Raw genomic sequence first — 17,190 nt, 5'->3', positions numbered from 1 at the left:
GTCACGCCGCTCATGTTGTCTGCCCGTGCAGCCGTCTTGCTCCTCGGTGCAGGCGGGGGCTCCCGGCCGGGTTCGGGCTGAATACGTCAGGACCCGGCCAGAATGCGCCGCCGGTAGGCGGACGGTGTTTCGCCGAACTCGGCCTTGAACGACTTGCTCACGTGCGCGGGATCCAACAAACCGTATCGGCCGCTCACCGCCTGTACGGTCTCGTCCGCGAGCGCGGGATCCGCAAGATCACCTCGAATGGCCTCCAACCGCTTCAGACGAATGGATGAGGAGACCGTCAGGTCCTGGGCCGCGAACCTGCTGTGCAGCTGCCGGACCGACACGTACAGCGCCTTGGCAATGGCGCCGGGTGTTAGCTCAGGATCCCCCAGGTGGTCGTCGATGTAGGCGGAGGCCTGCTGCACCAAGAGATCACCGGACTGCTCCGCGCTCAGTTCCAGGACGTCGGAGGACAGCACGCTCACGAGCATTCCAAGGGCACTGCGAACCAGGCGCATCGCGTGGGGTCCGTGCAGGACATCCATATTTTCCGCCAGATCACGGAACATGGGCGCGGCCACCCTGCCCAATCCGTGATCCTGCGTGACTCGCCGAGCGGTCACCAATTCAACCTGCGCCGGTGTCATGTGCACCACGGAGCGGGGAAACGTCATGACCATGGAATGTTGAGGTCCGCGGTACTCCAGCTCGTACGGCCGGTAGGCCACGTACAACCCCAGATCGCCGGGGCGCAATATGCACTCGCGTCCGTCCTGGCGCAGCAGGCACTCACCGTCGAGCTGCAGGCTGAGTTTGAAGTACTCACCCTGGTCCTGTTCCACCAGCTGCGCCGTACGGATCACTCGATGAGCGTCGGTGGTCATGTCGAACAGGTGAACGTCATCGAGTTCCACGGCGCGCAGGTTCGCGCGGAAGCGTTCCTCGTCCGGGGCCGTGATCTCCAGTGCCGCGAATGAACGGCGAATCACCGTCCGCCACTGCTCCATGGTCAGATCAGTGTGCTGACCAGAATCTTTATGTGCCGTGTCGTTCGACATGCGCATTGTCCTCGCTCGCTTGCTGACCGGGTGACCGCATCCTACGGACAATCGGCCACGACAAACACCAGGTGCCAATCACCGCAAGCGGGACGGGGCGGCGTCGAAAACCCGGCGCCACTCATGCGTGAGCGACGCCGGGTTTTCTAGATTCCGTAAAATCAACAGGAGTCGCTCACAGGCCCTCCCCCGAAGGGGACACCAAGATTTTGACCGCCGTCTCATTGCGGTGAATGAGAGTGTCGAACCCTTCATCCACCAGACCTTCCAACCCGATCTTTCCGGTGATGAACGGTTTCAGATCGATCTTGCCGGACTCCACGAGCTCGATGGTGGCGGGGTGGGAATTCACGTATGCGATAGTGCCGCGCAGGTCAATCTCCTTCATCACCAGCTTGTGGATATCGAAGTTGGACCGCTCCGCCCAGATCGATACGACCACCAGCACTCCAGTGGGCCGAAGCGCGTCCATAAGGGTGTCCAACACGACCTGGACGGAGGTGCACTCGAATGCAATATCCGCGCCCTTGCCGTCGGTGATCTCCTGGACTTCCGCAGCCACGTCCACTTCGCGCGGATCCAACGCGTAGTCGGCAACGCCAGTCTCCAGTGCTTTCTCGCGGCGCAGCGGGGAGAGCTCCGATACCACCACGGTGATATTCAGCGCCTTGAGCACAGCGGCCGTCAACAAGCCAATGGGGCCGGCGCCACCCACTACAGCTACGTCACCGGCCTTCGCGCCGGAGCGTTCGACCGCGTGATACCCCACGGACAGGGGCTCAATCAAGGCTGCCTCATCCAAACTCACCGAATCGGAGATGGGGTGGACCCAGCGGCGCTTGACAGCGATGCGCTCTCCCAGGCCACCGCCACGTCCGGCGAGGCCGATGAAGTTCATGTTCGGGGACAGATGGTAGTCCTTGGAATCAGGGCCGGTGTCGACATCGTCACCAATGATGTAGGGCTCGACCACCACGTGCTGGCCGATCTCAAGATCCTCCACTCCTTCACCAAGCTCATCGATCACTCCGGAGAACTCATGCCCGAGAGTAACTGGAGCAGTTTCACCTGAGATGGGATGCGGAGTGTCATGGGTAGGACAGAATACCGGCCCATCCTTGTACTCGTGCAGGTCAGTGCCGCAGATGCCGCACCAGGCCACCTTAATTCCTACTTCACCAGGAGCCACCGCAGGCTCGGGGATCTCCTCAATGCGAATGTCGCCTCGGTCGTAAAACCGTGCTGCTTTCATCATGGGCCTCCGGGGCACTCATGGGATCGGGAACGGGGACTCGATCCCTGTGGTCTGACCATAAGCATGTTGGGCCCTAAAAATAAAGCGTTCTGCGAGCATTGACCGCATTTTCTGGCCCAGCCCCACAACGACGAGGCAATGAAGAAGTGGAGGACCAGGCCCATGCCGTTCACGAACGTGATGATGAAGGGTTTCATCGCCCCTGCCTCACATTCTCGTGGCCCGAGGGTCCCCACATCGAGCCGCCGCACCTACAGTGATAAAGAGTTTTGCTATTTCCAATGTTCCCGGAGGCTCCACATGCACGCTGACCCCAACGATATGCCCGCCATTCGCGACATGCTCCACGACATCCTGCGCAACGACCCCGCCCCGCAGCACCTGGGTATCCAGTTGGGGGACATCGACCAGGGGCGCGTGGTCATGACCATGCCGATCGCCGATCACATGGCCAACAGCCACGGCATGAGCCACGGCGGCTACCTGTTCACCCTGGCCGACACCGCCCTTGCCTACTGCTGCGCCACCGCCGGAACCCGGGTGGTCACACGCAACGCGGAAATCACCTTCGTGGCCCCCGCCCACTCGGGCGAAACTGTCACCGCAACGGCCACGCGGCGGGTGAGTTTTGGCAGGAACCAAATTTGCGACGTCGTTCTGGAGGCCGACGGGCGAGTGGTCGCCTATTTCACGGGTCAGGGCACCACGCCCCCGACACCGCGCGGCGAGGAGTCCTAGGCGCCGGTGTCCGGGTCCACGCGGACGGCTTCCAGTTGGGCCCGGCGCGTGGACATCTTGTGGTCCACGTACAACAGGATCCCCACCGCAATGCCGCCCAGGGCAGCGACCAGCAGCAGTAGCGGCCAGTTCGCGCCGGGCGCTTCGAGCGTACGGTCGTCCACCTGCCACGGCCACAGTGCGCGCAGTGCGCCGAGCATCAGTCCGGCCAGGACCACCATGGTGGGGCGGTAGCGGAAGGCCAAGAGCCACTGGAGGCCCTTGACGATGACCGCCATGCCCAGAACGGCACCGAGCATGAGAAGTCCCAGGTACCCCAGGTCCAATTCGTCCACGGCCTGCAAGGTGGGCTGGTAGAGACCGATGGTCAACAAGATGAAGGATCCGGACAACCCCGGCAACAGCAGCGCGGAGACGGCGATGGCGGCCGCGAGCACGATGATCACGGGGTTGGGCTCCACCGTGGTGGGTGGGATCGAGACGATGAAGAACGCGAAGAGGAACCCCGCTAGGCCCATGAGCCAGTCGACGGCACGCCAGTTCCTCCCGGCCAGACGAATGGGAACGGCCACCGACACCAACACCATGCCGAAGAACAAGGCACGCATGACCTCCGGGTGAGCCTCGACCGCGCGAGACATGGGGCCCGCAATGATGAACACGGCCAGCACCATGCCCAGCATGACGGGAATGATCATTCGCCAGTGAACCCGGGCCAGGTTTTCTTTCACCCCGGCCACCCGGTCCGGGCCCACGATGGCCCGTTTGCCCGCACTGACCACGTGGGAGGCGGAGTCGATGAGCTCGTCGTAGATCCCCACGACCAGCGCGACCGTGCCGCCGGACACCCCGGGGATGGTTTCCACCGTGCCGATCAGAGCACCGCGGAGCAGGTTTCCCGGAATATTACGGTGTTCGGTGATCCGATGCGGTTCCGTGGTTAGTTGCGCGGTGGCACCCATGCAGTCGTGTTCCCCTCGTTGGCGGCTGAAGGGGCCACGGTACCCGGCCAACCCGTGCGGGGCCTCAGACCGTCAACGGTGGTGGGCAACCCGCAGTCTCAGTGGTTGTTCTCCGCTTCATCGCGGTAAACGACCCGGCCGTCACACACGGTGAGAACCGGTCGGAGGTCCTTGAGGTCCTCGGTCTCAACACTGAACGGATCGCGGTCCATGAGCACCAGGTCTGCCAGGAAACCTTCCGTGACGCGGCCCAACCGGTCTTCTTCAAAGGACGTGCGGGCGGCAACGGTGGTGAACGCGGCAATGGCTTCCGCCACGGAGATGTTCTGGACGGTATCCAGAAGCCTGCCGGAGGAGGTCCGCCTGGCCACGGCGGCATACATGCCCAGCCAGGGATTGGGTGTGGTCACGGGGAAGTCCGAATTGATGGGCGCTTGGATTCCGTGGTCGATGAATGTGCGCATGGGATAGGTGCGCGCAATCCGTTCGGGACCCAAGTTGTTGAGGTAGCTGTCGCCCAGCTCGTAGAGGAACGCCGTGGAGGCCGCGGCAATGATGTTGCCGTCCCGCAGCCGGTCCAGTTCGTCCTGATTGGGTAACCCGCAGTGTTCCACCCGGTGCCGCCTCGAACGGACCAGGGTGTCGTAGTGACCATGCCCCGCAGCTCGCCCGCCGGCCTCGATCAGATCCAACGCCTGGGTCACGGCGCGCTCACCGATCCCGTGCACGGCCACTCGTTGACCCGCAGCAATGGCCTTGACCACGAGGGGTTCGATCTCCGAGGTGTCGTAGTAGAGGATTCCGCGCGAGCTGCTGCCCTCGAACGGCTCGGCGAGCGCGGCGGTGCGACCGCCCACGGAGCCGTCGAGCACGAACTTGAGCCCCTGGTACCGCAGCATGTCGTTGCCGAAACCGCTACGCAGGCCGGTGCCCAGAACGGCGTCGTAACTGCCCGGGAACTCACCCTGCGCGAGCGCGAAGTACCACGGCCGGAAGCGCACCGTTAGTGCGCCGTCGGCGAGCAGGGTTTGGTAGACGCCCATCTCGATGGGCCCGGAGCTCATGTCGTGGACCGTGGTGACGCCCTTGCCGGCGAGGTCATCCAGAGCGAGGCGCATTCCCTCGGTCATCCCTTCGGGGGTGTCCGTGGGGAGGTCCACCAGGGACATCGCTTTCTCCTGGAGCAGGCCCGTGGCACGGCCCGAGTCCGGCTCACGCACGATGCAACCACCGGACGGATCCGCGGTGTCATCGGTGATACCGACCCGTTCCAGCGCGGCGGTGTTCACCAGCGCCATGTGAGCGCACGTGCGGCGCAGAAACACGGGATTCTCGGGCGCCGCGCGATCCAGATCCTGCAGCGTGGGGCCGGGGCCTTCCATGCGGTGTTCGTCATAGCCCCAGCCCGCGAGCCACTCGCCGGGCTCAGCGCGTTCGGCCTCGTGAGAGATGGCGGACACGATGGTTTCGACCGTGGGCGTGACGGCCGGGCGGCAATCCACCTGCAGCAGGCTCCTGGCATACATTCCTGGATGGCCATGCGATTCAATGAGCCCCGGCATGAGAAAACGCCCACCCGCATCGATCACCGGGGCGCCAGGGGCGCTGCGCTCGCGCGCTTGCTCCGAGCTGCCCACAAAGGTGATCACCCCATCGCGCACGACGACGCCGCGCGGTGCGGTTTCGTACGCGCTGCCGGGGTCGTACACCACGGCGTTGATGACGGTGAGGTTGCGGGTGGGACGCTCCAAATGTGTCTCCTCCGGAGGTTACGTGCGGTTGAGCAGTTCCCCGCCGATGTGGTCGATGCCCTGGGCATCGTCTCGCCGAATGAGGATCCTCGCGATGATGGAGGACACCAGGGAGATCACGGCGATCGTGAACAACAGGATCGCGGGACCGAGCGACCCGCCACCCGTGGCGGAGAGGATGGTTTGGGCCAGGGCCGGCATGAAGCCGGCCACGATGCCCGCGAGGTTGGCCGAGAGCGCGATGGCCGAATAACGGATCTTGACCGGGAACAGCTGGGTCAACACGGTGCCCACGGTGGCGTAGGCGATCGAGGCGAAGCCCAGGCCCAGGATCAGCGCCACCGTGATCATGGCGGCGGAACGGGTATCCACGAGCCAGAAGATCGGGAAGGCCACGAGGGCGGCAATCACATAGCCGACCACCACCACGGCGGAGGAGCTGGTCTTGTCCGCGACCTTGCCGGCCACGAACATGCACACGATCTGCGCCACGGCACCCCAGGTGATGGCGTTCAGGATCACCGTGGACGGCAAATCCAATTCCATGACCACGTAGCTGATCATGAACGTGGTGAGCATGAAGAAACCGGCATTGCCGAACAGGTACGTGCCGATGCCCACGAGCAGGCGACCCGGGACGGTCCGGATAATTTCGACGACGGGTGCGCTTTCCTTCTCGGCGGGCGAGGCGGCCCTGGCCGCTTCGGCTTCCTTGAAGTCATCGGTCTCGTCGACCTTCAACCGGATCCACACGCCCACGGCGACCAGCAGGATGGAGATCAGGTACGGGATACGCCAGGCACCCTCGAGGAACTGCTCACCGGATGCGGCCACCACGGCGGCCACGATCACACTGGAGAGAATGGTTCCGGTGGGTGAACCCAGCTGCACCACGGATCCGTAGAAGCCACGCTTGTTCTCAGGCGCGTTCTCCACGGCCAGCAGCGTGGCACCACCCCATTCACCACCGGCGGCCATGCCCTGCACGAAACGCAACACCCCGAGCAGGATGGGCGCAACCAGTCCCGCGGTCTCATAGGTGGGCAGCAGGCCAATCAGGGTGGAGGCCACTCCCATGGCCACGATGGTGATCATCAGAATGGTCCGACGGCCAATGCGGTCACCGAAGTGACCGGCGAGCAGCGCACCCACGGGGCGGGCAATGAAACCGACACCGAAGAGCAGGAACGAGCTAATGGTGGCCAGCGCCGGGTCGTCGCCGCCGAAGAACAGCGGGGCGAACACAATGGCGGACGTGGTGCCGAACAGGAAGAAGTCGTACCACTCGAGGGACGTCCCCACGTAGGCACCCATCAGGGCGCGGCGGGCCTTCTTGGGGTCATGGACTCGGGCCGCCGGGCGGTGCGCAGTGTGGTCCACGGGGCCACCGGCAGTGCTGGACATGAGAACCTCCGGGTCAGAACGTGTTGGCCGGGTTCGGTTGTGTTGACACGTGGCCCCGAACCAATAGTCCTTCTTATGTGACCAGCCTCTCATACGATCACATCCATCGGGGGCACACCTTTCATCCCTGGTCGCAGCACCATGGAAAGTCACGAACGTGGCGGAACAATCAGTTTCCCCCGGACGGTTGTCACGTCCCGTTCCAAGTGGTCAAATGTGGGCATGAGTGAAAACAGCATCTGGGATGCCCTGGAAACCGCACGTGACAAGGCCAAGGAACGCGAGGAGGAAGAAATGCAACGCGTTGAGGATGCCGACAACAACGAACAGCAGCGCGCTGCAAGTTCTCGCGTGGCGGCCCGTCAGGCCGTGCGCGAAACGCTGGACGACATCCTCGCCCAACGCGAGGGCTGAGACGTGGGCCGCGAGGACGAGGCGGGCCGGGACTCGGAGCAGTCGACCGAGGAACGAACCGTGGGAATGACCCCGGAGCAGGAACAGGAGTTCCTGCGGGACGGTGACGCACAACACCAGCCCGCGGACGGCGGGATCGGTGCCATGACCGATTCCCAGGGCCGCGACCCGGACACGCCCAACTAAGGTGGGCAACGAGCGCCGTACCCGTGACCCGCGCCCGCGTCACGGATGCGGCGTCAGCACGAACTCCCACAGTTTCTCCGCACCCACGGTGAGGTTGCGGGCAAACCCTTCCAGATCTTCGGAAGTGTCCCGGCGGTAGTTGATGCAGTACTCGTACCCTCCCGGCAGGCGCGTGTAGGTCATGCCGAAGCCCTCGGGTGTGGTGGGGGCAAAGGCGTAGCGCACGATCTGCTCCGGGCCGCCGATGGACGTGGTGGACAGGAAATCCCGGCGCATGGTGGCCAGCCCGGGGTTGGTGAAAAAGTCAGTGTCCACACCGTTGCGCTCGGACACGTACTGCAGACCCAGTAAGTGACGGTCGATGCCGTGCGCGGATTTACATGTCTTGATCCAGTCCCGGTGAGCGTCGAGGGCGGCCTGGAACCGTTCCAGGGTGGCCTCCCCTGCCTGCAGCGCCGCAATGAATTCCACGGCCTCAGAGGTCACCGGGCGCAGGCATTCCGTGCGGCCGGCCTGATATTCGCGCATGTCCACGGCCTCGTACACGCTGCGCACCCGGTTGTACGTGGCCAACTGGGCGTAAAGCATGATCAGTTGCTGAGCGGCGTCGTCGCTGATGCGGAACGGAAGTTCGGCCTTGTGCGGCCGCGGCACGAACACCCGGTGCACGCCGTGCAGGGCGGCCTCGCGGCGGTAGGCGGCGAGCTCGGTCAGCAGTGTCGAGCGCAGGGAGTCACTCAGCGCCCAGGTCAGCAGCTCCGGCTCCGGCCGTTCCGAGGCGACCGGCTCCTCCGGAATGGCCAGCTCCTGCATCCGAGCCACCGCGGCCAGGATGGTGGCGCCGTCCACCGTGCTGTGTTCCACGTGGATGGCCAGCCATTCGTCGGCCAGGCACACCTCGTAGGTCAGGGGTTTGTAGGCCCACGCGTGACCCACTTCGAAGGCCGAGCGCTCGAGGTGCTCAACGACCTCCGCCTGAGCGTCCAGCAGGTTGACCATGAAGATCATGCGGGTGATCCGGTCGTAGATGTCCGCGTTGTGGGGGTTCTCGGTCAGCTCTTCCAGCAGCGGCGCGGCCTTCTCACTGCCCAAGTAGGACAGCGTGCCGAACGGGGGCTCGGGCTCGGCGGTGGCCTCGGCGCCGTCGATGACCGAACGCAACGTTTCGGCCAGGGTACGCAGCGACAGCGGCTGCCCGTCCGCATCACTGATGGGCACAGCATGCAGTCGGCCGCGGTGGATCACGCCGATCTCGCGCTCAGCCGCGGACAGCTCCGGACGGATGATTTCATCGATCTCCGTGGCCGGGTGCCGCAGCCCGCCTTCCAAGCAGCGCCACTGCTCCATGCTGATGTCGTTGCCGCGCGGATCCACCTCCTGAGGGGTCTCACCGCGCACCTGCTGCAAATGCACCGACGCCGCTCGGTACACCAGTTCCGCCGCCCGCCCCAGGCCCGGAGCGCCAAAGTCACCGGTGATCTGGAAGCCCACGTTGGAGGTCAACGGCAGGGACGTGCGGGTCATCAGGTACCCGCTGAGCCAGTCCTGGGACAACCAGCTGTTGCCCGCGGCGTTCTGATCGCGGGCGAATTCTTCCAGGCCCGCCTGCACGCTGGGGCCGTGCTGCGTGCGGAAAACCTCGGTGGCCTCGACGGTCTCGCCGTAGGTGACATCGTCCACCAGGGGACGGACCGTGGTCAGGAAACGGTCGAGTGTTGCGTCCAGCTCGGGAACGGGCAGCGGCTTCACGGACATGCGGGATCCTCTCAACACGGCGCACCGAAACGCACGGGCACGGCCGCCGTCGATGCGGTTTCACCCTCTATCTTGCCGGAGAACACTGCGACGCAGGCTAAAAATCCGCCCCGTGAACAGCGCGTCATCACTCACACGCGCTGTCCCCGGGGCGGTGCGGTTACTCCCACGTGGCGGTGTCCGGGTTCACGCCGTGGACCCGAGCGTTCTCGGCCGCCGCGCGGTACAGCCAGTCCGCGAGCCCCGGTTCGAGCGTCTCGTAGTACTCCGTGAACCGCGGATCCTGGGTGTACATACCGGCCAGAAGCACATGCATCGAGTGGGTGCAGTCGTAGAACTGGGCAATGGATTCACGGTGCCGTTCGGCCAGCTGATTGGCCTGATCCGTCCCCGGTTCCACACCGTCCCGCGCGGCCTGAGCCAACTCCTGGTTGAGCTGGTCACCGTCCGCCTTGATCCGCCACCAGTCCTCCTTGGACATCGTGGCGGCTCGCCGTTGCGACTGTTCCCACTGGTCGGTGTCGCCCCAGCGTTCCTCGGCCTCGCGCTGGTACTCGGGGTTCCAGTCCTGGCCGAAGATCTCGCTTTGTTCCTGTGGAGTGAGTTTCTTGTTCATGGCTTGCGCCTCCATCATGTGATCCACTGCGCAGACCATCTGCTGCAGGTGATCGATGCGTTCGGCCAGCAACTCTCGCTGCCTCTCGAGGTGGGCGGACCCGTTGACGGACGGGTCGTCCAGAATCTCGCCCACCTCGGCCAGCGAAAACCCCAGCTCCCGGTAGACGAGCACGCGGTGGATCCGCGCGACGTCGTCCGCCGAATACAGGCGATATCCCGTGCTCGTGCGGCCGCTGGGGCTCACCAGGCCCACATGGTCCCAGTGATGCAGCGTCCGCACGCTCACGCCGATCAACGACGACGCCGCCCCCACCGTCAGCAGCTCGTCTCCCGTTGGATTTTCGGTCACCCGGGGTCCGTGCGTCATGGCTTCAGCATCTCTCACAACCCCTACTGTTCGCCCTGACGTCGCGTGAGGGTCAAGCCCTAATACTTGGCCAGCGCCCGGCCCAACCTATCGAGCCCCTCGTCGATGACCTCGGGTGAGTGGGTCACGAACGACAAGCGCATGGTCGAGCGGTCCGGATCGTGGGCGAAGAACGACGCGCCGGGTACGAACGCGACACCCTCGTCGAGCGCGATTTCCAGCAAGCGGGCGGTGTCGATTCCGTGGCCCAGCCGGACCCACAGGAACATGCCGCCGTCGGGCTGGGTGACCTCGGCGCCGTCGGGAAGAATGCGCTGCAGGCTCCGGTACATGGCCTTGGCTCGCAGCGCGTAGACGGGACGGACCTTGTTCAGATGGGCTTCGACGTCGGCCGTGGCGAGATAGCGCGCAACCGCCAGCTGGTCCGGGACCGGGGATTGCAGCCCGATCGCCTGCTTGGCCACGGTGAGCGTGAATTGGATGGGGCCTTCCGAGCGCATCCACCCGATACGCACGCCCGGGGCAATGACCTTGGAAACCGAGTTCAACAGGATGGTCTGCGCGGGCATTCCCGGCTGGGATGCAATGGGCGGCAGTGGCTCACCGTCGAAACACAATTCGCCGTACGGGTCGTCCTCCACAAGCGCGGCGCCGGTACGCAGCAGGACATCGGCAACCGCCGCGCGACGCTCCACCGACATGCACACGCCGGACGGGTTCTGGAACGAGGGAATCAGGTAGACGAACTTGGGTGAGTGCTCCGCGATGAGCTTCTCCAGCTCGTGCGGAATCACCCCGTTCGCGTCGGTGGGCACACCGATCAGGCGCGCACCGTTGAGCTCGAAGGCCTGGACCGCGGCCAGGTAGGTGGGGCGTTCGACCAGCACCACGTCACCCGGGTTCACGAGGGCCTGTGCAACCACGAACAATCCCTCTTGCGATCCCGTGGTCACCTGAATTTGTTCAGGGGTGGTTTCGAGATAGCGGCTGATCCGGAGGGCGGCCTGCTCCCGGAGCTCCACCTCGCCCTCGCTCGACGCGTACTGCAGTGCGCGCTGGGCGTGGTTTGCGAAGACCCAGTCGTAGGCCGCGCGGATGTCCTCGACCTCGAAGTACTCGGGGTCAGGCACGCCGCCGGCAAAGGAGATGACGCCCTCCTTGGACACCGCGTCCAGCAGGTCCCGCACCGGTGAGGAATCCACTCCGTCCAAACGGTCGGCCACGCGGAATCTGAACTCACCCTGTGCACTCATGGAAGTGAGTATTTCACGACGGCGCTCGGTCGCCTTGAGAAGCCGAAGTTACCTACCCCCGCCTCCCAGGGGCGCGCAATAATTATTCGACCAGCGCTGGCGGGGACCATGCCCGGATAAGGGACCGCATGTAACGTTCGAATGCTTCATCCGAATTCTGGCTGACCAGGGCCGGCCGAGTGGCCTCCATGGAGACCCACCCGTGCACACTCACCCAGATGGAATACACCACTTCGTTGAGCGGGAAATCCCCCAGAACGCCTGCTTTCATGCACTCGTCCACGCGCCGAAGCAGAGTATCGATAGCAGCCCTGGAGGATAATCCGTCCGGAGGGTCCTCGGTGAAGTTCTCAAGATTGATATTCGGGCGTTTCCCGCCACGGCCCATCATGACGTTGTACAGAGCGGGAAAAGAAAGGGCCCATCCACGGTAAGCCCGGCCGAGATCCAACAGGTCGGCCAGTGGGTCGCCAGTGACCGGGACACTTTCCTGGGACTTGATGAAGCTGCGGACCGACTCATGGATGACGGCCCCGATCAGGGCGCCACGGCTCCCGAACATGGTGTAAATCGCCGTGGTAGAAAAACCATGCTTGGCCGCCAGCGGACGCAAGGACACGGACTCAACTCCGCCGGTCACGATTTGGTCTGCGGTATCACGAATCAGCGCGGCGCGGGTTTCGTCGTCAAACTTCTTGGGTCTAGCCACCCCGTCATGCTACTGGTCAGAAGCATAATAACGGTGTTATATATAGTCAGACGTGTCTACGCGCCCTCCGGCGCCTAGCTTCTGCGGAGTGTCTTGGGGGCACTCCGCAGCACGTCACATCAGCGACGTCCGGAGAGGATCGACTGCTCCTGGTTGGCGTGTGCTCTGGACGCGGCTGCATTTGCCTTGATCGTTATAGGAACTGAACCCACAAGTACCGCGCCGTAGCCCAGCGCAAAGACGATCATGGTGACGGCTGGCGGATTTTCTTGTTGCCACACGAATCCCGAAAGTACGAGTGCCGCTCCAAAAATGAGCGACGCAATCCCCACCGTGCGCATGAGCGGCGCCGCGGCACGATGCGCAGCGTCCCAAGCGGCATCGGAAGCTTGAGTCTTTCTGGTGCGAATTCCAATCGCACCGTTGCGCCCGATCAGCCCGAGCGCACCCTGTTTGGCGATCATGAGATGAAAACCTCCGATCATGAAAAGACCCAGGCCTCCCAGAATGCCCATGAGATTCATGGACTTACCCGCTTTCTGCTCGGACCGGGTCTCTGCAAGATCAGTGCTCTGCCGCTCGGCCTCTCCGGTTACGGCGCACACGACGCACAACCCACCAGATCAGGAAGGCCAGAACGGCGATAACCACAATGCGGGAAAAGACGCCGGCGTACTGCTCCGCAATATGCCAATTCTCGCCGAGGAAGTACCCCGCGACCACGAAAATAGTGTTCCAGATCAAAGACCCCGCCGCACTCAGTACAACGAAGAGCGGGAAAGACATGCGTTCGATACCGGCGGGGATGGAAATCAATGACCTGAAGATCGGCACCATCCTGCCAAAGAACACGGTGGCTTTACCGTGCCGCTCGAACCAGGCTTCGGTGCGATCCAGATCTTCGAGATCGACCAGGGGCATCTTGTCCACAATGATGCGCAGCCGACGGCGGCCCAGTGCAACACCGATCCAGTACAGGGCAATGGCGCCGACAACCGAGCCCAGGGTGGTCCAGAAAATCGCTCCCGCCAGGGAGAAGTTGCCCTGACTCGCGGTGAATCCGGCCAGCGGAAGGATGACCTCGGAGGGCAGCGGAGGGAACAGGTTCTCAAGCGCTACCAGCAAACCGGCACCCGGGGCGCCGATGGCCTCCATGACGTCGACCACCCACCCCGCAAGACCATCAAGTTCAGCACCACCGGCTGCTTGGGCGGGCAGAAGGACAGAGGCAAAGGGCATTGTGGATTCACTTTGTGTGGGGTTCGGGAACGCGCCCATGATACGCGAGGGTGCTAGGAGCTTCCCCGAAATGCCCGGCGGACAAGTGCGGACGATCGAGCAGGCACAATGGGTTCATGAGACTTTGGTCATTGGATCCCGCGCTGCTGGACCGCCGCGCGTTGGTCGCCGGCTGGCGGGAAACCCTTCTGGCCCAGAAGGTCCTACGAGGTGAGACCAAGGGATATACCCGCCACCCTCAGCTTGAGCGCTTCCGGGACCGATCGGATCCTCTCCAGTCAGTTGCGGATTATCTGCACGCCATTGCGGACGAGGCAGATCGACGCGGGTACTCCTTTGACCGCGGCCGCATCTCACGTGCTCGTTCTGCCGACCCGGACATCATCTCTGTGACCTCTGGGCAACTCGACTACGAACTCTCCTTTCTGCGAAACAAAGTCGAGGGCCGTGACCCTGAGTGGGGTCGCGCGCACCTGGACGACACCACGATTGCCGAGCCGCATCCGCTCTTTGCCGTGGTCGATGGACCCATTGAGAGGTGGGAGCGCGTCAAGCCACGGGACGAATAGTGCCGCAGTGAGCGAACTCCGCCGGCCTCGCCGGGACAACCGTCGATGACCCACGTAAAGTCGCAGGTAATCCCTTTCCCCGGCTTGGAGACTCATGAAGTGCAGCGTGGTCATCCCCACACGCAACGATTCCGGGCACCTACATCGGTGCCTGCGTGCCTTGAGCCGTCAGACCCGCCTTCCGGATCAAATCATCGTGGTGGATAACGGCTCCACGGACGACATCGCCGCAGTCCTCGGTGAATTCCCCGAGGTCACGTGTTTCCGCGAAGACATCCCCGGTGTGGCATACGCCGTCCGCTCGGGGTACGACGCCGCTCGGCATCCCGTGATCCTGCGCTGCGACGCGGACAGCATTCCCTCACCGCAGTGGGTTGAGCGCATGATGACAACCATGGAGCGCTGCGCCTCCTCCACTGGGGCAAACCAAGTGGTCGCAGTGTCAGGGATCGCTCGGTTCGGACCCCGGTACCCCGCGCTGGGGAGATTGGCGGGGGCCCTGTACTCGTATACGTACCGTCTCGTGGCTGGGTTAGCACTGGGCCACGTGGCGCTGTGGGGGTCCAACATGGCCATGACCGCTGCGTGGTGGCATTCGGTTCGGGACCGAGTCCATTTGTCGGCGGACATCCATGACGACTACGACCTCAGTTTCCAGCTGGGCCCGAACCAGACAATCCGGTTGGATCATCGCAACGTGATGTTGGTGTCCTGGCGGGCGGCCGCCTCACCCTCCCGAATCGTGCGACAACTTCGCATGGCGCACAGCACCATGAAAACCAACTGGGCGATCCAAAAACCATGGGCTCGGATGCGAGACCGGTGGAGCGCCTCGAGTGGCTGAGCGGCGACCCGTGGGCGAATATGTCGCCTCAAGTATGTGCTTCTCGGCCCTGCTCTTTGCCCTGCTGTACAGCATTCAAGAGCGGTGGATCGATGTTGCCGTCCTGCTCCTGGCCGGGCTCGGCCAGGTGGTGGCCTTTCTCTGCTTCCGTAACGGGTACGCGCGGGGCGTGTCCAGTTTGGTGATGCTGATTGCCGGGGTGAGTGCCGCGGAACAGCTCTACATCAGAATCTCGTGGTGGGATCTTTTGATCCACTTCATCTGCATGTACGTGCTGGTATTGATCGTCTGGAATCTCGTGCTCCACCGCGCCCCGAGTCGGGGTGCCCTCCCCACTCGCCGGAGGATTCTGATGGGCTCAGGCATTGGCCTGGTGCTGGCTTTGGTGTGGGAGCTCATGGAGCTCGTTGGGTTCCTGTTCGTGACCCCGGACATCCATATTCCCCCGCTCGACACCCTCAGTGACGTGGCCGTTGGGGTCCTGGGTGCTTCCCTGGCGGGACTTCACAGGAAATCTCTTTAAGAAAGAAAGCGGCAACCGTGAAACCTCACCCGGTGCAGCGATCGCCGCTTTGAACCCCGGAAAGTAAAAACGTGGGGCACCCTCGGTGGGTGCCCCACGCAGCGTCGTCGTCCTGGAACAAACTATGCGGAGATCTCGACGAGCACTTTGCCCTTGGAGCGCCTGGACTCCAGCTGTTCGAAGGCGTCCCTGAACTGGTCGAATGGATATCGACTGTCGATTGTGGCCCGCAGTTCACCCTGATCCACCAGCGAGGCCAGCTTGGTCAGGCCCGCGCCGTCCGGGTGCATGAGAAAGAATTCGTACGTTACCCCGGCCTTCTTGGCCAAACGGCGCATCTTGAAGCTCAGTAGCTCCTCGACGCCTCGCACCAGCGCGGCCTTGGACCTGGAAAGGTCTGTGTCTCCGGCCAGACTTCCGGGGGTGGGCGGACCAGCAATGCTCACCACGGCTCCCCCGCGCTCCACAGTTGCCATCAGATCAGTCACGGTGTCACCGCCCACCAGGTCCAGGACCTTGGTGAAACGCTCGACGCCGTCGGATATTTTCCGTTCACGATAGTTGATAACGTGGTCCGCCCCGGCCTTGCGCACCAGCTTTTCGCCCGCCGACGACGCCGTGGTTGTTACGTGCGCGCCCTTCAGCTTGGCCAGTTGGATGGCCAGAAGCCCCACACCGCCGGCCCCACCGGTGATCAGCAGGTGTTCGCCCGCCTGAAGGCCGAGGTGCTCCGGACCCAGGGCCTGCTGGGCAGTCAGGCCCGCCAACGGGATGGCTGCGGCATCCGACAGTGGGATGTTCTGGGGTGCTCGTGCCACGAAATCCTGGTCCACCGCGACGTAATCGGCCAGAGCACTCAATTGTTCCGAACCGGTGCGGGTCATGACATGGTCACCCGGTTGAAATTCGCGGACGAGCGAACCAACAGATTCGACCACTCCGCTCAATTCGTTGCCTGCGATCTTTGGGAACGTGTAGGGGTGCGCCAGCCTGAAAGTTCCCTGCCGCTGCAGTGCGTCCACGGGATTCAACCCGGCGGTGACCGCGCGGATCAGAACCTGATTCGCTTCCGGGACCGGTTGCGGCAAGTCTTGTAGTTTCATGACATCTGGGCCGCCGTACTTGGAAAAACTGATCGCGCGCATGACTTCTCCACTCAATGGTTAGGGGTTAAGACCCTATATGGGTGCGCAAGGGCTGGTGAGGGCTTGCGCTGAGCGCATATGGAACCCGCGTCCGAATCATGACAATTGTCAGTAGCGCCGCCCGCCAGTGGTTGGGACACTCAAGTCATGAAACGGCAAACTCTGGCTTTCGTTGCCCTGGTCATCACCATTCTCTACGGGGCGGGCTTTGCAGCCTTTGACACCTCCCAGGCCTATGCGGCCCTGGGCGGTGCCATTGTGGCCATCTCGTGGATTGCGGTGGGCGTGTTCGGTCGGGACACTCCACGAGAATCCCACCGTCCATTCGACAACTGACCGATCCCTACTTCGCGCCCGTGTCCGAAAACCGCTAGTCCCACGTCCGGAAGCATGTCACTGTGGTGACATGAAC

The 17,190-nt window shown here is 63.5% G+C and carries 19 protein-coding genes; 7 read left to right on the top strand and 12 right to left on the bottom strand.

The features are described 5' to 3' along the window. Window positions 1–86: 86 nt before the first annotated feature. Window positions 87–1,046, bottom strand: coding sequence for a helix-turn-helix domain-containing protein (locus Q4E95_RS06135; protein ID WP_303382479.1), 960 nt, complete (start codon window positions 1,044–1,046; stop codon window positions 87–89). 175 nt (window positions 1,047–1,221) lie between these two features. Beyond that, window positions 1,222–2,298 (bottom strand): 2,3-butanediol dehydrogenase, encoded by a 1,077-nt coding sequence (locus Q4E95_RS06130; protein ID WP_095797276.1) that lies wholly within the window; start codon window positions 2,296–2,298, stop codon window positions 1,222–1,224. A gap of 303 nt (window positions 2,299–2,601) precedes the next feature. Here Q4E95_RS06130 and Q4E95_RS06125 point away from each other — a divergent pair, with 303 nt between their 5' ends. Beyond that, window positions 2,602–3,039: a PaaI family thioesterase gene (locus Q4E95_RS06125; protein WP_303382478.1), complete on the top strand. Its 438-nt coding sequence runs from the start codon at window positions 2,602–2,604 to the stop codon at window positions 3,037–3,039. Here Q4E95_RS06125 and Q4E95_RS06120 read toward each other — a convergent pair. The 3 genes from Q4E95_RS06120 to Q4E95_RS06110 form a co-directional block, all read right to left on the bottom strand. Continuing rightward, entirely contained in the window at window positions 3,036–4,001 is a 966-nt protein-coding gene (locus Q4E95_RS06120; RefSeq protein ID WP_303382477.1) for a DUF368 domain-containing protein, read from the bottom strand. The two genes, Q4E95_RS06125 and Q4E95_RS06120, sit on opposite strands and share 4 nt — an antisense overlap. Before the next feature lie 98 nt (window positions 4,002–4,099). Continuing rightward, window positions 4,100–5,752 (bottom strand): amidohydrolase, encoded by a 1,653-nt coding sequence (locus Q4E95_RS06115; RefSeq protein ID WP_303382476.1) that lies wholly within the window; start codon window positions 5,750–5,752, stop codon window positions 4,100–4,102. An 18-nt stretch (window positions 5,753–5,770) separates the two neighbouring features. Continuing rightward, the gene (locus Q4E95_RS06110; RefSeq protein ID WP_303382475.1) at window positions 5,771–7,156 is read right to left on the bottom strand and encodes an MFS transporter; all 1,386 of its coding nucleotides are present in this window, start codon (window positions 7,154–7,156) and stop codon (window positions 5,771–5,773) included. 222 nt (window positions 7,157–7,378) lie between these two features. On the opposite strand from Q4E95_RS06110, the gene Q4E95_RS06105 reads away from it, so the two are divergent. Continuing rightward, a complete protein-coding gene (locus Q4E95_RS06105; protein WP_095797039.1) occupies window positions 7,379–7,570 on the top strand; it encodes a hypothetical protein in 192 nt (63 codons plus the stop codon). A 3-nt stretch (window positions 7,571–7,573) separates the two neighbouring features. Beyond that, window positions 7,574–7,756 carry a hypothetical protein gene (locus tag Q4E95_RS06100; protein ID WP_095797040.1) on the top strand — a complete coding sequence of 61 codons (183 nt, stop codon included), beginning with the start codon at window positions 7,574–7,576 and terminating at the stop codon, window positions 7,754–7,756. A gap of 39 nt (window positions 7,757–7,795) precedes the next feature. Here Q4E95_RS06100 and Q4E95_RS06095 read toward each other — a convergent pair whose 3' ends face one another. From Q4E95_RS06095 to Q4E95_RS06070, 6 genes are all read right to left on the bottom strand, one after another. After that, window positions 7,796–9,511 (bottom strand): choline/carnitine O-acyltransferase, encoded by a 1,716-nt coding sequence (locus Q4E95_RS06095; RefSeq protein ID WP_303382474.1) that lies wholly within the window; start codon window positions 9,509–9,511, stop codon window positions 7,796–7,798. A gap of 160 nt (window positions 9,512–9,671) precedes the next feature. Beyond that, window positions 9,672–10,478: a MerR family transcriptional regulator gene (locus Q4E95_RS06090; RefSeq protein WP_303382473.1), complete on the bottom strand. Its 807-nt coding sequence runs from the start codon at window positions 10,476–10,478 to the stop codon at window positions 9,672–9,674. A gap of 77 nt (window positions 10,479–10,555) precedes the next feature. Next, entirely contained in the window at window positions 10,556–11,749 is a 1,194-nt protein-coding gene (locus Q4E95_RS06085; RefSeq protein WP_303382472.1) for a PLP-dependent aminotransferase family protein, read from the bottom strand. Window positions 11,750–11,831: 82 nt separating this feature from the next. Then, window positions 11,832–12,458, bottom strand: coding sequence for a TetR/AcrR family transcriptional regulator (locus Q4E95_RS06080; protein ID WP_303382471.1), 627 nt, complete (start codon window positions 12,456–12,458; stop codon window positions 11,832–11,834). A gap of 119 nt (window positions 12,459–12,577) precedes the next feature. Further along, window positions 12,578–12,982, bottom strand: coding sequence for an SdpI family protein (locus Q4E95_RS06075; RefSeq protein ID WP_303382470.1), 405 nt, complete (start codon window positions 12,980–12,982; stop codon window positions 12,578–12,580). A gap of 40 nt (window positions 12,983–13,022) precedes the next feature. After that, on the bottom strand, window positions 13,023–13,697 hold the full coding sequence (locus Q4E95_RS06070) for a DedA family protein (RefSeq protein ID WP_303382469.1): 675 nt from the start codon (window positions 13,695–13,697) through the stop codon (window positions 13,023–13,025). Between the two features lie 116 nt (window positions 13,698–13,813). On the opposite strand from Q4E95_RS06070, the gene Q4E95_RS06065 reads away from it, so the two are divergent. From Q4E95_RS06065 to Q4E95_RS06055, 3 genes are all read left to right on the top strand, one after another. After that, the gene (locus Q4E95_RS06065; RefSeq protein ID WP_303382468.1) at window positions 13,814–14,266 is read left to right on the top strand and encodes a pyrimidine dimer DNA glycosylase/endonuclease V; all 453 of its coding nucleotides are present in this window, start codon (window positions 13,814–13,816) and stop codon (window positions 14,264–14,266) included. Window positions 14,267–14,360: 94 nt separating this feature from the next. Then, window positions 14,361–15,110, top strand: a complete 750-nt coding sequence (locus tag Q4E95_RS06060) for a glycosyltransferase family A protein (protein ID WP_303382467.1) — start codon at window positions 14,361–14,363, stop codon at window positions 15,108–15,110. Further along, window positions 15,103–15,633: a hypothetical protein gene (locus tag Q4E95_RS06055; protein ID WP_303382466.1), complete on the top strand. Its 531-nt coding sequence runs from the start codon at window positions 15,103–15,105 to the stop codon at window positions 15,631–15,633. Before Q4E95_RS06060 ends, Q4E95_RS06055 begins: the two co-directional genes overlap by 8 nt. A gap of 122 nt (window positions 15,634–15,755) precedes the next feature. On the opposite strand, the gene Q4E95_RS06050 is transcribed toward Q4E95_RS06055, so the two are convergent. Continuing rightward, window positions 15,756–16,778: an NADP-dependent oxidoreductase gene (locus Q4E95_RS06050; RefSeq protein WP_303382465.1), complete on the bottom strand. Its 1,023-nt coding sequence runs from the start codon at window positions 16,776–16,778 to the stop codon at window positions 15,756–15,758. 147 nt (window positions 16,779–16,925) lie between these two features. Between Q4E95_RS06050 and Q4E95_RS06045 the strand changes: the two genes are divergently transcribed. After that, window positions 16,926–17,114, top strand: coding sequence for a hypothetical protein (locus Q4E95_RS06045; RefSeq protein ID WP_303382464.1), 189 nt, complete (start codon window positions 16,926–16,928; stop codon window positions 17,112–17,114). Window positions 17,115–17,190: the final 76 nt, after the last annotated feature.

The sequence above is a fragment of the Kocuria sp. genome, assembly GCF_030536815.1.
GTDB lineage: Bacteria > Actinomycetota > Actinomycetes > Actinomycetales > Micrococcaceae > Kocuria > Kocuria gwangalliensis.
Note: the sequence above shows the minus strand (reverse complement) of the source record. Positions and strands in the feature narration are given on the sequence as shown.